13 protein-coding genes and 1 pseudogene are annotated in these 13,940 nt (G+C 43.0%); 5 read left to right on the top strand and 9 right to left on the bottom strand.

Going from position 1 to position 13,940, the window contains the following annotated elements:
- Window positions 1-27: 27 nt before the first annotated feature.
- Complete coding sequence (locus Q0Y52_RS05255) at window positions 28-183, bottom strand: hypothetical protein (protein ID WP_297818911.1); 156 nt, start codon at window positions 181-183, stop codon at window positions 28-30.
- A gap of 33 nt (window positions 184-216) precedes the next feature.
- Here Q0Y52_RS05255 and Q0Y52_RS05250 point away from each other — a divergent pair.
- A protein-coding gene (locus tag Q0Y52_RS05250; RefSeq protein WP_297816341.1) for an IS3 family transposase occupies window positions 217-1,373 on the top strand; the annotation gives its coding sequence in 2 pieces (ribosomal slippage) (window positions 217-463 and window positions 463-1,373; 1,158 coding nt in all).
- Here the strand turns inward: Q0Y52_RS05250 and Q0Y52_RS05245 are convergent.
- Together Q0Y52_RS05245 and Q0Y52_RS05240 are read right to left on the bottom strand one after the other, a co-directional pair.
- Window positions 1,348-1,563: a transposase gene (locus tag Q0Y52_RS05245; RefSeq protein ID WP_297819328.1), complete on the bottom strand. Its 216-nt coding sequence runs from the start codon at window positions 1,561-1,563 to the stop codon at window positions 1,348-1,350. The genes Q0Y52_RS05250 and Q0Y52_RS05245 overlap by 26 nt on opposite strands.
- A gap of 94 nt (window positions 1,564-1,657) precedes the next feature.
- Window positions 1,658-1,867, bottom strand: a complete 210-nt coding sequence (locus Q0Y52_RS05240; RefSeq protein WP_297818908.1) for a hypothetical protein — start codon at window positions 1,865-1,867, stop codon at window positions 1,658-1,660.
- Window positions 1,868-2,192: 325 nt separating this feature from the next.
- On the opposite strand from Q0Y52_RS05240, the gene Q0Y52_RS05235 reads away from it, so the two are divergent.
- Complete coding sequence (locus Q0Y52_RS05235) at window positions 2,193-2,807, top strand: hypothetical protein (RefSeq protein WP_297818904.1); 615 nt, start codon at window positions 2,193-2,195, stop codon at window positions 2,805-2,807.
- A gap of 19 nt (window positions 2,808-2,826) precedes the next feature.
- On the opposite strand, the gene Q0Y52_RS05230 is transcribed toward Q0Y52_RS05235, so the two are convergent.
- A complete protein-coding gene (locus Q0Y52_RS05230; RefSeq protein ID WP_297818901.1) occupies window positions 2,827-3,912 on the bottom strand; it encodes a hypothetical protein in 1,086 nt (361 codons plus the stop codon).
- Between the two features lie 320 nt (window positions 3,913-4,232).
- On the opposite strand from Q0Y52_RS05230, the gene Q0Y52_RS05225 reads away from it, so the two are divergent.
- Window positions 4,233-5,669, top strand: a complete 1,437-nt coding sequence (locus Q0Y52_RS05225) for an MBOAT family O-acyltransferase (protein ID WP_297818898.1) — start codon at window positions 4,233-4,235, stop codon at window positions 5,667-5,669.
- Window positions 5,670-5,705: 36 nt separating this feature from the next.
- On the opposite strand, the gene Q0Y52_RS19405 is transcribed toward Q0Y52_RS05225, so the two are convergent.
- A complete protein-coding gene (locus Q0Y52_RS19405) occupies window positions 5,706-5,891 on the bottom strand; it encodes an ASPIC/UnbV domain-containing protein (RefSeq protein WP_366939250.1) in 186 nt (61 codons plus the stop codon).
- Window positions 5,892-5,965: 74 nt separating this feature from the next.
- On the opposite strand from Q0Y52_RS19405, the gene Q0Y52_RS05220 reads away from it, so the two are divergent.
- Together Q0Y52_RS05220 and Q0Y52_RS05215 are read left to right on the top strand one after the other, a co-directional pair.
- Window positions 5,966-7,122, top strand: a protein-coding gene (locus Q0Y52_RS05220; RefSeq protein WP_297817445.1) for an IS3 family transposase whose coding sequence is annotated in 2 segments (ribosomal slippage) — window positions 5,966-6,212 and window positions 6,212-7,122 — 1,158 coding nt in all. Because the reading frame shifts where the segments join, the coding sequence is not laid out codon by codon here.
- Window positions 7,119-7,731 (top strand): annotated as a pseudogene (locus tag Q0Y52_RS05215) (transposase zinc-binding domain-containing protein); the annotation flags it as partial. The gene Q0Y52_RS05220 and the pseudogene Q0Y52_RS05215, both read left to right, overlap by 4 nt.
- A gap of 456 nt (window positions 7,732-8,187) precedes the next feature.
- Here Q0Y52_RS05215 and Q0Y52_RS05210 read toward each other — a convergent pair.
- The 4 genes from Q0Y52_RS05210 to recQ form a co-directional block, all read right to left on the bottom strand.
- Window positions 8,188-9,344, bottom strand: a protein-coding gene (locus tag Q0Y52_RS05210) for an IS3 family transposase (RefSeq protein WP_297818896.1) whose coding sequence is annotated in 2 segments (ribosomal slippage) — window positions 8,188-9,098 and window positions 9,098-9,344 — 1,158 coding nt in all. Because the reading frame shifts where the segments join, the coding sequence is not laid out codon by codon here.
- A 706-nt stretch (window positions 9,345-10,050) separates the two neighbouring features.
- Window positions 10,051-10,332, bottom strand: a complete 282-nt coding sequence (locus Q0Y52_RS05205; RefSeq protein ID WP_297818894.1) for a hypothetical protein — start codon at window positions 10,330-10,332, stop codon at window positions 10,051-10,053.
- A gap of 244 nt (window positions 10,333-10,576) precedes the next feature.
- Complete coding sequence (gene dusA / locus Q0Y52_RS05200; protein ID WP_297818892.1) at window positions 10,577-11,590, bottom strand: tRNA dihydrouridine(20/20a) synthase DusA; 1,014 nt, start codon at window positions 11,588-11,590, stop codon at window positions 10,577-10,579.
- 89 nt (window positions 11,591-11,679) lie between these two features.
- Window positions 11,680-13,881 (bottom strand): DNA helicase RecQ, encoded by a 2,202-nt coding sequence (recQ, locus tag Q0Y52_RS05195; protein WP_297818890.1) that lies wholly within the window; start codon window positions 13,879-13,881, stop codon window positions 11,680-11,682.
- Window positions 13,882-13,940 lie beyond the last annotated feature (59 nt).

The raw sequence follows: 13,940 nt of genomic DNA, 5'->3' as shown, positions 1-13,940 counted from the left end.
CATGCAATATATGTGATTTTCATATAATTAATTTTGATCATCTTCTAGAGCTACTTCCTCTAATTTTTTAGCAATATCGTCATTCATCATATCTATGTTTCTGGCAACTTCATCTGGCGCTTCAAAGTTTGTGACATGAAACATAGCAATCACTGTTGTGGTTGAATTAACCGGACACTTCAATAAAGGATTATAATCCTGTTAATTGAGGTGAATATGACTAAACGAACAAATAAACATTATCCCGCAGAATTTAAACAAGAAGCGGTCGCTCTGGTAATAGAGCAAGACTATCCAATCGTACAAGCTGCTGCATCTTTAGGTGTGACAGACAAACTACTTTACAACTGGGTAGCTAAGCATAAGAAACAGGCACTAGGTGATGCATTATCTGGTGATGAACGGGCAGAGTTAATTCAGCTCAGGAAAGATAGTAAACGTCTACAAATGGAGCGTGAAATCCTAAAAAAGGCCAGTGCCTTCTTCGCGAAAGAAATGAAGTAAGATATTCTTTTATAAGTGAGCTTGATGCTAAGTATCCGGTGTCAGTTGCTTGTAAAGTGATGGAAGTGAGTTCGTCAGCATACTACGCATGGCTAAAAAAACCTGGTGAACTCATTAGCGCTCAAATGCTAAGACTGTATCGACGAGCCAAAGCATTATTCAAGGCAAGTCGAAACAGTTTAGGCAGCAGAGAGCTTGCTAAAGCACTACGCAAAGAAGGCTTTGAAATAACGCGGTATCGCGCCATTAAGTTAATGGAACGGCTTAAATTAGTTGTGACTCAGCGAATAGCTTATAAAGTGACAACCAAGCGCAAACACAGTGATGCTGTGGCTGACAACTTGCTAAATATGAATTTCAATCCTGTTGGACCCAATCAAATTTGGGCGGGTGATGTGTCCTATTTAAAGACTGGTGAGGGCTGGTTGTACTTAGCCATTGTCATGGATTTGTATTCACGCCGGATTGTAGGTTGGCATATATCAAAACGCATGACGCGTGATTTGGTCGAGCAAGCACTGACAAAGGCTCATAATTTACGCAAACCACCAAAAGGTTTGGTGTTTCACAGTGACAGAGGCTCTCAGTACACGAGTAAAGGCTTTAGAAATCTACTGTCGCGATTAGAGTGTCGAGCTAGTATGGGAGATGTTGGAGCTTGCTGGGATAATGCTGTTGTGGAGCGCTTCTTTGGAAGTTTAAAGCATGATTGGTTGTTTAAAGTACCGCAGCCCACTCGAACACATATGCGAGAAGATGTTGCTAGGTACATGAAATATTATAATGTTGAGCGACTACATTCAGCTAATTTGGATCAATCGCCAATTGAATTTGAAAACTCCTTTAGAAAAGTGTCCGGTTGGACTTGACCAGAACAACCAGAGGTTGCCCGTAGGGTGAAAAACAGGAGCGTTTCTCATCTAAGCGCTTCAGATTTATGCGGGGTTTGGGTACCAAGGCCGCTAAACGGGCAATAAAATCCAGCGGCTCAAAGAGCACATGACTGCGCCGGTCAACGGTGGTGCCGTCACAGTAGGGTGTTTTTAGTTTGTAACGCACCTTAGGGTAAGTCGTTATTGCCAACCTTTTTTCTGATACCCCAGAGCGGGACTCTCTTCACAATAAGCAACGGTACAGCCTTTCGAGTTTACCCCTATTCTGTGAGCTGCTCATGACGGAGACTTAAACCTACCACATTTGCGTTACAGCCTGACGCAAACCCCTGCTCTGCCATAGGTGCAATGGTTTGCAAGGTAAAGACCTTTCGTCCTTGCTGTTTGCCTGTAGCGATACGGTAGGTTATTGAATACCCGTGAATTTGCAACATCGGATCGTTCCAGTCCATCCAAAGCCAGATAGTCATTATCATCCTCCCTAACTAATAGGCCCTCGCGCTCAAGAAAACCCGCCACACACTGGCTAAGGCGGTGAGTAAGACTATTCAGTTCACTTTTTGTCGACGCTTGGCATGAACTGGGAGTGCTGAACACGGATCTCAACGAGACAGGCGTACATCGAAGATATTTCGTTTCCTGGGAGAAAGATGACCAGCTCATAGAAAAATGGGGGAAAAGCAAAGCTAACGTGCTTTTAATTAGCTCAGAAATGTTTGTAATAAAGCTTGCCGAACTCAAAAAGGTATTTCCAGACGCAACCTTCATCTCCTATATAAGTTCCCCCTGGATATCATGGAATCTGCATATAACCAGCACGTGAAACGACAGCTTGAGACTTCACGATTCCAACTGGAATACCTGGGCACTTGCGGACTAAAAGAGCTATACAGCTACCTGGATGACAACAAGGCTAACGACTTTATTTTAAGAGCCTATTGGAAAAACCTGAATATCGTAGAAAATTTCCTTCCAATTTTTAAAATCTCCCTGAACCAAACTGCCAGCCGAAAAAGAATAAATACTTCATGTTATTATGAAGCATTGGAGTTTAAACGGTGGGCAAACAGATTTTTCAACATAAAAACAAGCCACGCGCTTGACAAACTATTGCAGGAGTATAATGGTGAAACAAAGAAATATTCGCTGCTTGCAGCCGAGTTATATGAACATTTCAGGGAGGAATCTTATCAGTACGTATTTGATCTTAGCAAAAAAAATGATATCGAAAACATAGACCAGCTTCTTGGCTTTATCAAGAATGCAAAACAAAAGACCTATGTGAACAAAGAACTCACAGAGCAACAAATTAAAAGAACTCACTTCTTTGTCTGGGACATCAGACCCAAAATATACGAAAAGTTACTGGTTGGTTACGAAAAGTTCAAAGGCGAGCAACAGGCTAACTAAGAATACTGGCAAAAAAAACCTATCTCCCCTCTCGTTCAAGGTTTTTCACTTCATTTTGCAAATAAGGCCATATATTACGGAAAATCGATTCGGATAATAACCTGTGGGCTCGGGAATTAGGGTGTCTATCGCCAGGATAAATTCTGTCTTTCGGTCCAATTAAGTTCGCAACGTCATCGTATACACTGAACGCCAATACATTGTTTACGAAATTTTGATACAGCGATTTCTGCATCTTTCGCTTTCGCTCGCCCTCACCCATGATCAATGAATTCGGCAAACCAAATACAATCAACGGCATATTAGCTTCACTTAAACGTGACGAAAACTTTTTCACTGATTTTGCCCGGGACACTTTCTTTTTTTTCCGATCCTCTTGTAAGCTTGATTGAGACACTCGCCAATGGGGAGCGTAGCCATACCAGCCCAATTGCTTTAAGTACTTCAACATGTCCTGAGCATAGGTTCTGATTGCTGCCAGGGAAAAGAAATCACTCAAATAATACCGCAACTTGAACGTTTTATTTTCCCTGAATTCACCAAAGTTTTTAGGCGCCCTGACTATTTTATTTAGCTTGGTTGTTACCAGCGGTAACATAACCAGATCAGGATTGAACTGAACCACCTGCTTCCAGAAATGAGCTTCTATCTGTATAGCCTTGTACCCACCAACTGCAAAATTGAGCACCTCGAACTTACCTGACGCCTTTTCATCAAGGAGCTCCTGCAGTTGCGCGGGCCAAGTCTGCTGATTAGAAACTCCCGAACCCATGGTTACTGAGGAACCAAGTACAGCAATCCTGAAAACATCATGAGCTTTTTCAATTGCCGCTTCTTCCCCCCTGAATCCATGAGAATTTGTTTTGAATGGTGCCCCCTTATAATAACCACTTTGCCCTGATGCCAGCCGATAACCGAGTCTGGGACTAGTATCGGGCACGACAAAATCAGAGGAAGTGATCGGCTCAGGGCTGTATCGCCAAAAAGCGTAAACGCTATCCGGCCCAAAATACGAGATACGGAATATTGCCTCCATCAGCAGGAAGAAGGCAATAACGGCCATTGCCATTCGCCAGGCCCTGAAATTGAAAATAGATGAATTCATGCAGCTTATCCGCGTTGTTTGCCCACAAAGGCAGTAAAATTAGAATATATATCAAAAACCGTGAGTTCGAAAGATCTGTCGATTTCATTGCCAGCGGATGGAATTACGACTTTAGGCAAATACCCCCTTGGAGTACAGTCGCTCTCAATAGGCTGCCGTATCTGGCCCGTGGTATATTGCACTAGCCCGTGGTATACTATCCCATTTTATCACTCGTTCTCGTCGAAAACTTAAAATAACCTGGTTCTGGAAAACGACTCGTCAATTGGTTATATTTTAGTTTCGATCCTGACTCCATTTAATGAAGTACATGCTCCAATATGTTATTTAACTCCGGTCATTTCTTCTTTTTCTTTTTTGTTTTTTATCTGCTGTATCTGGCATCCCTGAAGAATGTACGTGTTCAGAATCTGCTAACGCTGGCTGCGAGTTATTTCTTCTATGGTTTCTGGGATTATCGGTTTCTCGCACTGATTATGATATCTACAGCGGTGGATTTTATTGCTGCACAGAGAATTGAGTATTCCAGAGATAATGGAGATCGAATCAAGGCCCGGCGCTGGTTATGGTTAAGTGTTACGGTTAATCTCGGCATTCTGGGCTTCTTCAAATACTTCAACTTCTTTGTGGGTAGCTTCGCTGAGTTGCTTGGTACCTTCGGTCTTGATACACCCCGCTATACGCTTGAGATCATTCTGCCTGTTGGCATTTCTTTTTATACCTTCCAGACCATGAGTTATACCATTGATGTATACAGGGGCAGGCAAAAGGCGACAACACATGCCCTGAATTTCGCACTCTACGTGTCATTTTTCCCGCAGCTAATGGCCGGTCCGATAGAGAGGGCCAAAAAGCTATTGCCTCAGTTGGAAAAGGCCAGGACTATACATTTCGAAGATATCCGGGAAGGCGGCTGGCTCCTGTTATGGGGAGTGTTCAAAAAAGTTTATATCGCAGACAACCTTGCGCCGTTTACTTACGGGGTGATCCGGGAAGGCGGTGCAGCATCTGCGCTGGATCTTTACCTCGCTGCAATTGCTTTCACATTGCAGCTCTATTGCGATTTCTCCGGATATTCTGATATGGCCAGAGGAATGGCCAGAATGATGGGTATTAAGCTCAGTTTAAATTTCAATTTGCCATTTTTCTCCTCAAATCCATCGGAGATGTGGCGGCGCTGGCACATAACACTCGCCGAATGGTTTCGTAATTATGTTTACGATGAATTGCGCAAGCTGAACCAGAGTCCTGCCTGGCTCGCTGTATGTGTTTTACTGACCATGATGTTAGTGGGTTTGTGGCATGGTGGGGATTGGGCCTATGTGGTCTGGGGCGGACTTTGGGGTGTCGCAATGGTAACGCATCGTATTGTTACTCCTGTTATTGTTAGAGTATCTGAAACGTTCCCACGTTTAAATGGAGCCCTGCATTGGTCTGGTGTGTTGGTAACTTTTCACATCTCGTTAAGCACGGGTATTTTTTTCGTGTCACCGAACCTGCCCCATGCTGCCGGAATTGCTCAATCGCTTTTTACCGGATTCGACAGTTCTGCGACCAGTGTTAGCGACGCTGCCCGCGTACTCTTTTATGTATGGCCCCTGCTTTTGGTACAGACAGTTCAACACTCTCTGCAACGTCTTGATTTCCTGGCCAAAGCACCGTCGATCCTGCGTATGCTAATTTATATAGTATTATTGCTACTGTTGTGGACAAACGGAGCGGACCAGCTGAATGAATTCATATATTTTCAGTTTTAGGGCCTGGCGAATGACATCTGTCATAGAACTCGCTGGTTAGAAGCCTTCATACTTGATTCGCAACATCTGGTTCACCGCAACCTCAGATAGAACCGTATAATCTTCGCTAAGCGTTGGCCACACAATCCTGATTTGATCCACCACCGTTTCGCTGCCGAGGCCGAAATGCTGTTCAAGAGGATTATGGGACATATGATTACTGTTTAATCCCACTGCCCTCATTTGAGTAATACTGCTGTGGTTGAATTAACCGGACACTTCAATAAAGGATTATAATCCTGTTAATTGAGGTGAATATGACTAAACGAACAAATAAACATTATCCCGCAGAATTTAAACAAGAAGCGGTCGCTCTGGTAATAGAGCAAGACTATCCAATCGTACAAGCTGCTGCATCTTTGGGTGTGACAGACAAACTACTTTACAACTGGGTAGCTAAGCATAAGAAACAGGCACTAGGTGATGCATTATCTGGTGATGAACGGGCAGAGTTAATTCAGCTCAGGAAAGATAGTAAACGTCTACAAATGGAGCGTGAAATCCTAAAAAAGGCCAGTGCCTTCTTCGCGAAAGAAATGAAGTAAGATATTCTTTTATAAGTGAGCTTGATGCGAAGTATCCGGTGTCAGTTGCTTGTAAAGTGATGGAAGTGAGTTCGTCAGCATACTACGCATGGCTAAAAAAACCTGGTGAACTCATTAGCGCTCAAACGCTAAGACTGTATCGACGAGCCAAAGCATTATTCAAGGCAAGTCGAAACAGTTTAGGCAGCAGAGAGCTTGCTAAAGCACTACGCAAAGAAGGCTTTGAAATAACGCGGTATCGCGCCATTAAGTTAATGGAACGGCTTAAATTAGTTGTGACTCAGCGAATAGCTTATAAAGTGACAACCAAGCGCAAACACAGTGATGCTGTGGCTGACAACTTGCTAAATATGAATTTCAATCCTGTTGGACCCAATCAAATTTGGGCGGGTGATGTGTCCTATTTAAAGACTGGTGAGGGCTGGTTATATCTAGCAATTGTCATGGATTTGTACTCACGCCGTATTGTGGGCTGGCATATATCAAAACGCATGACGCGTGATTTGGTCGAGCAAGCACTGACAAAGGCTCATAATTTACGCAAGCCAGGCAAAGGTTTGGTGTTTCACAGTGACAGAGGCTCTCAGTACACGAGTAAAGGCTTTAGAAATCTACTGTCGCGATTAGAGTGTCGAGCTAGTATGGGGGATGTTGGAGCTTGCTGGGATAATGCTGTTGTGGAGCGCTTCTTTGGAAGTTTAAAGCATGATTGGTTGTTTAAAGTACCGCAGACCACTCGAACACATATGCGAGAAGATGTCGCTAGGTACATGAAATATTATAATGTTGAGCGACTACATTCAGCTAATTTGGATCAATCGCCAATTGAATTTGAAAACTCCTTTAGAAAAGTGTCCGGTTGGACTTGACCAGAACAATTGTCAAGGATGCCGGAAGAGAGGGGACGGTAAAGTATGAACGTCATAAACCAGAACAAACCCTTCTTTATCAGATTATTGAAAAATATTACCCACAGTTTCTGAGCCACATGGGGCAACAAGATAAATATTTACCCAAATATGTGCGGTCAGAATTTGAAGCGTACCTCAAGTGCGGTCGTTTGGAATATGGGTTTTTGCGAGTACGTTGTGAAGATTGTCATCATGAGCACTTGGTTGCGTTTAGTTGGCCGCTCCTGCGCATCCATGCGCCTGCGGCATTTGTGCAACTTGCACGTCATCACGCCGAGGATTTTAGTCGTGGTCTGCCAGACCCCCAGCTGTGGTGTGCGGCGAATGGCAGAAAGCGCTGCCTTGATGGTTGATGATGTGTTGCCCCATGAGCCCATTAGGCAATGGGTATTGAGCTTCCCTTTTCAACTTAGATTTTTGTGTGCTAGCTATCCCCACATCATGGGAAAAGTACTGGGTATTGTGTATCGCACACTTGCCACCCATATCACTAAAAAAGCAGGCTATAACAAACAGACGGCGCAAGCGGGTGCGGTAACATTGATCCAACGATTTGGCTCAGCGCTGACAAAACCGCCGGGAGCGATTTTGAACAGCCGGAGGCTGGCTCCGCAGGGGTGAAGGGCAGGACGCCCGAAGTCATTTAAATATCCATTTTCATGAAGCACATCCATTGGTGATCCAAAAGATACTCAGTCACCTGAATACAAAAAATGACGAAGTCGTTTAATTATTACCCCCACAAAGTCGAGCACCGCCTCAGATAAGTCTGTTTGAATAAAAGCCGTTCATCATCATAAGCAATATTCTGAGCTGGTTTGCACAACAGCGGGAAGCGCTTGTTTTAAATTCTGAATTATGTGAAAACAGTTGATTAATAGACGAAAAATAGCCGACTTTCACTCCCTTAAGAATATAAAATAGATGTCAATATGGAAAATATAAGGCACAGAGTATTTTGATTTTAGGAAAAATGACGTTTTATTTTACCTATACTCCGTTACGGCAGGCGGTATGTTCTGGTCAAGTCCAACCGGACACTTTTCTAAAGGAGTTTTCAAATTCAATTGGCGATTGATCCAAATTAGCTGAATGTAGTCGCTCAACATTATAATATTTCATGTACCTAGCGACATCTTCTCGCATATGTGTTCGAGTGGTCTGCGGTACTTTAAACAACCAATCATGCTTTAAACTTCCAAAGAAGCGCTCCACAACAGCATTATCCCAGCAAGCTCCAACATCCCCCATACTAGCTCGACACTCTAATCGCGACAGTAGATTTCTAAAGCCTTTACTCGTGTACTGAGAGCCTCTGTCACTGTGAAACACCAAACCTTTGCCTGGCTTGCGTAAATTATGAGCCTTTGTCAGTGCTTGCTCGACCAAATCACGCGTCATGCGTTTTGATATATGCCAGCCCACAATACGGCGTGAGTACAAATCCATGACAATTGCTAGATATAACCAGCCCTCACCAGTCTTTAAATAGGACACATCACCCGCCCAAATTTGATTGGGTCCAACAGGATTGAAATTCATATTTAGCAAGTTGTCAGCCACAGCATCACTGTGTTTGCGCTTGGTTGTCACTTTATAAGCTATTCGCTGAGTCACAACTAATTTAAGCCGTTCCATTAACTTAATGGCGCGATACCGCGTTATTTCAAAGCCTTCTTTGCGTAGTGCTTTAGCAAGCTCTCTGCTGCCTAAACTGTTTCGACTTGCCTTGAATAATGCTTTGGCTCGTCGATACAATCTCAGCGTTTGAGCGCTAATGAGTTCACCAGGTTTTTTTAGCCATGCGTAGTATGCTGACGAACTCACTTCCATCACTTTACAAGCAACTGACACCGGATACTTCGCATCAAGCTCACTTATAAAAGAATATCTTACTTCATTTCTTTCGCGAAGAAGGCACTGGCCTTTTTTAGGATTTCACGCTCCATTTGTAGACGTTTATTATCCTTCCTGAGTTGAATTAACTCTGCTCGTTCATCGCCAGACAACACGTCACCTAGTGCCTGTTTCTTATGCTTAGCTACCCAGTTGTAAAGTAGTTTGTCTGTCACACCTAAAGATGCAGCAGCTTGTACGATTGGATAGTCTTGCTCTATTACCAGAGCGACCGCTTCTTGTTTAAATTCTGCGGGATAATGTTTATTTGTTCGTCTAGTCATATTCACCTCAATTAACAGGATTATAATCCTTTATTGAAGTGTCCGGTTAATTCAACCACAACAAATAGACATACATCACTCCAATAGATGTATTTTTATACAGTATAGGTGTGTTTTTTATTGTCGGCATGCTGGGACTTTATCGCGAAAACCAGTTTAACTGTAGTGACTCCGAATGACGGGTATTGGCATAAACTTCCCCCTCAGGTTTGATACTCGGCTGACCGCTTTTAGGCTCACAGCGGCCTGTCAGAGAACTTCTTCTCAACGAATGCAGCACATTCGAGCCAGTCAGTTTTAGCTCATTAACTCAATAACAACTCTCTTTTTCACCTACTTTTCCTTGTACCCTTCGTGCCCTCTGTGAGGATAATACTGTTGATTTAAACCTATCGACTCGTTTCAGCATGTTATAGGCGTATATGAAACGGTCATACAAGATGACAAGGTACAAAATTGGAGGAATGATATTTAAAGGGAGAGTGTTCTAATCGTGTATAGAAATAGCTAACAGAATAAAAATAAAAACGGTCAATGCTGCCATTAGAGACCGTTTCGACAAATTATGATGCTGTTGTATTTATTCAATACTGGGCTCTTACGCACAGATTCAACAAAGCTAAAAATTACTGCCCCTGCCACATAGGCAATTACTGGGGTCAACAACATGATAAATAAAGAAATATGATGAAACATAGTCACCCCCTTATTTAGCTTCGGTTCTGCTAGCCTTAACGTTTTCAGTTTTAAGGTCAGTGATAGAAACATTAGCTATATAACTCTTTTCTTCACTAAAGCTTACGTGGTTAGCTACCGTCAATATTGCCAAACTCAGGTTATTTTTGATTTCTTGTTGTGCCACTTCCATCGCTTGATTCACCATGCCGCTTACATATTTTTCTAATGAAACGTTCTCGGCTTGAGCTGTTGAAGCGAAGACTAAAGAAGAAGTAAGTGCGATGGCAGTGATGTTAGATTTAGTGAACATGATATTTTCCTTTGGTTCAGTAAGTGATAACTGTTTTTAAAGACCTTTTTAAAAGACCTGCTTTTAAATGGTGTGAACAGTTATTGTTTAAGTCGCAGTATCCTTTGCGATAGTTGTGCCAATCATGAAATTAATTTTATCTATCTGATTTGTATATATTTTATTTAAATGCTCAGGGGAAAAGATGTGTGCATATATTGTTCAACCCAAAAAATTGGTTAAATTTACTACTATTTTAGTGAATTTAGCCAATCATCTCAGATTGAAATTGTTTTGCCTTCGACTGGGCCTCTAACAACACATCCAAAGCATCTGTTAACAGCTCAACACCCGCATTGGCTTTAGTGCCATTTTGACTCAAGTATCTGCGCCAAATACGCCCGCCAGGCTGGCCTTGAAACAGGCCCAACATATGCCTAGCAATATGCCATGGCCTGGCACCTTGAGCCATTTGCTGCTCTACGTAGGGTAACATCGCCATCACTATTTCAGCCCGGGTTTTACTGGCACACTTGCCTTGATAAAAACGTTTGTCGACTTCAGCTAAAATGTAAGGGTTGCTATACACCTCGCGGCCTATCATCACGCCATCCAAATGTTCAAGATGAAGCTGCACCTCATCTAAGGTTTTTACACCACCGTTTAAACTGATATGTAAATCGGGAAACTGTTGTTTTAATTGATACACACGGTCGTACATTAAGGGGGGGACATCACGGTTTTGTTTTGGGCTTAATCCTTTTAGCCAAGCTTTGCGGGCATGCACAATAAAGGTCTTGCAACCTGAGGCAGCTACCACCTCAATAAAGCGAGTTAAGTCTTGGTATTCATCCATTTCATCAATGCCGATCCGTGACTTGACCGTGACGGGAATATCCACCTCTGCCTGCATACTATTAATACAAGCAGCCACAGTGTCTGGTTCAGCCATTAAACACGCGCCAAACCGTCCATTTTGCACTCGGTCGGAGGGGCAGCCTACATTGATGTTCACTTCATCATAACCGTACTTTTGTGCTTGCGCAGCACAGCGCGCCATATCAGTCGGATTAGAGCCGCCCAGTTGTAATGCGACTGGGTGCTCTTCTTGGTTATACCCAAGATAATCGCCTTTGCCAAAAATGATCGCCCCAGTGGTCACCATTTCGGTATATAAAAGCGCGTGTTGTGAAATTTGCCTAAGGAAATACCGACAATGTTTATCTGTCCAATCCAGCATGGGCGCAACAGAAATAGTGCGATTAATAGGTTTACTCATAGATTGCCTCGCCAATGTGGAATTTAGGGCGCGCATTCTAGCTGATTTCGCTTGCCAGCACTAGTGGACTTATTAAGCTGGCACTTAAGTCATCCAGTTAACTGACTAACAAAATAGATCCTAAGTAAATGTAATTGATCGTACGTGACTTGTTCGTTGAGACTGTCGTAAACAGGTTTGAGTCGCTCATATGAATGCTCCGTAAAAGCAGCTAAAGCTGCATCGATATGGATTTGACTCAGACCAGATTGATCCAATAACAATGTGGGTTGTGCAAACGTGTGCCCATCTTGCGCATAGCGGTATAAGTGATTAATGATAGTGCCGTCTTTTACCTTAAACTGCTGGGCTAAAGATGTAATAGATTGTCCAGCCTGATAGGCGTTGACGATTTCGGTACTGCGGATACTGGCGTTAGCATTGGTGCTTTTACTAATGGTGCTTTTACTCACCGTTGTCTTGCTAGCCGTTTGGGTATTTGCCACTTCTTGCAGGTCGTGTTGCTGGCAATAGTCGCTGATCATGGCGAGGAAATGTTCACCATATTTGTCTAACTTGGCTTGCCCTACACCATGAATACGTAACAAGTTCTCTTCAGTGTGGGGGAAGTAATACGCCATTTCGTTGAGTGTACGATCTGAGAAAATGGCGTAAGGCGGCAGGTTTGCTGCGTCGGCTAAACGTTTGCGGTCAGCCTTTAATATCGCTACCAGTTGCTGATCACCGGGATTAGCCAGTGCTTTTGATGACTGACTACTGGCCGCGGTAGGTTGCTGCAACAAAGCAAAAAATGGCGCTTTACCTTTTAACACATCACCTGCTTTTTGGGTGAGTTTTAAGCCGCCAAATTGTTCTTCTTGGTTAAGCAATCCTTTTTGGATCAACTGCCGCGCCAACGTCATCCACTGTTTTTTATTGTACTCATTGCCAATGTTATAAGTTGAGAGTAAATTATGCTGGTTTTGCAGCACTTTTTCGGCGCTTGAACCCCGCAGTACATCGATAATATGACTAGCACCAAAACGTTGACCAGTACGATGCACACAGGACAAAAATTTCTGGGTAGGAACGGTTAAATCAGACTTTTCTTTGCTATTACTGGTGCAATTATCACAGTTAGCGCAGTTTTTTTTAGCCGACTGTTCGCCAAAATATTCTAATAATGGGGTACGTCTACAGTCTTCGGCCTCTGCCAGTGCTAACATTTGATTAAGGTGCACATTAGCCAAACGTTTTTCTTGCTCGTTACTCATTTGATCGATAAAGAAACGAATTTTACCTGTGTCACCGTAACCAAATAATAGTAAACAATTCGCATCTAAACCGTCACGACCAGCACGACCAATTTGTTGATAATAACCTTCAATATTTTTGGGCAGGTCATAATGCAATACAAAACGGACATCGGGCTTGTTAATGCCCATACCAAAGGCGATAGTCGCGACGATAATGTTGACATCATCACGGATAAAACGTTCTTGATATTCACTGCGTTTCATACTGCTCAGCCCTGCATGATATGGCAGCACTGAAAATCCATCCTGTTTTAATTTGGCGGTGACTTCATCGACGCCTTTACGCGATTGGCAATAAATAATACCCGATTGCTGGGGGTGTTGTTCAACAAAGGCTTTACACTGCTGGTAGGGGTTATCTTTAGGAACAACACCAATAAACAAATTAGGGCGATCAAAACTGGAAATAAATTCGCTACTGTCAGCTATATTGAGCTGACGCTTAATGTCCTCTCGCACTCTGGGCGTGGCAGTAGCCGTTAAGGCAATACATACCGCTTCGGGGAAACATTCAATAAGCCGATTAAGTTGACGATATTCTGGGCGAAAATCATGGCCCCACTCTGAAATACAGTGCGCCTCGTCTATGGCAATACACGCCACGTCACAATGGGTGAGTAGGTCTAAAATGTTATTTTGTAGTGCAGTTTCTGGTGCCAAAAACAACAGTTGAACCTGTTGTTGTTTAATGGCGTCTAAGTTGTCTTGATAATCATTGTCACAAAGTGAGCTATTTAATACACAAGCTGGGATGGCGAGTTCATTTAACTGTCTGACTTGATCTTGCATCAGCGATATAAGGGGCGAAATAACAATGGTTAAACCATCAAACACTGTACCTGGGATCTGGTAGCACAAGGATTTACCGCCACCGGTGGGCATAATAGCTAAGGTATTTTGCTTATGTAACACGTTACTGATAATCGCTTCTTGGGACTCGCGAAACTGATCAAAGCCAAAAATGCTTTTTAAAATAGTGTTTGCTTGATTAATCATGCTGCTCTTTAATATCTATGGCGTAGGGTTCGCATCTAGGACTGAACGTTAACAAAAAT

The sequence above is a fragment of the uncultured Paraglaciecola sp. genome (genome assembly GCF_943787955.1).
Classification (GTDB): Bacteria; Pseudomonadota; Gammaproteobacteria; order Enterobacterales; family Alteromonadaceae; genus Paraglaciecola.
Note: the sequence above shows the minus strand (reverse complement) of the source record. Positions and strands in the feature narration are given on the sequence as shown.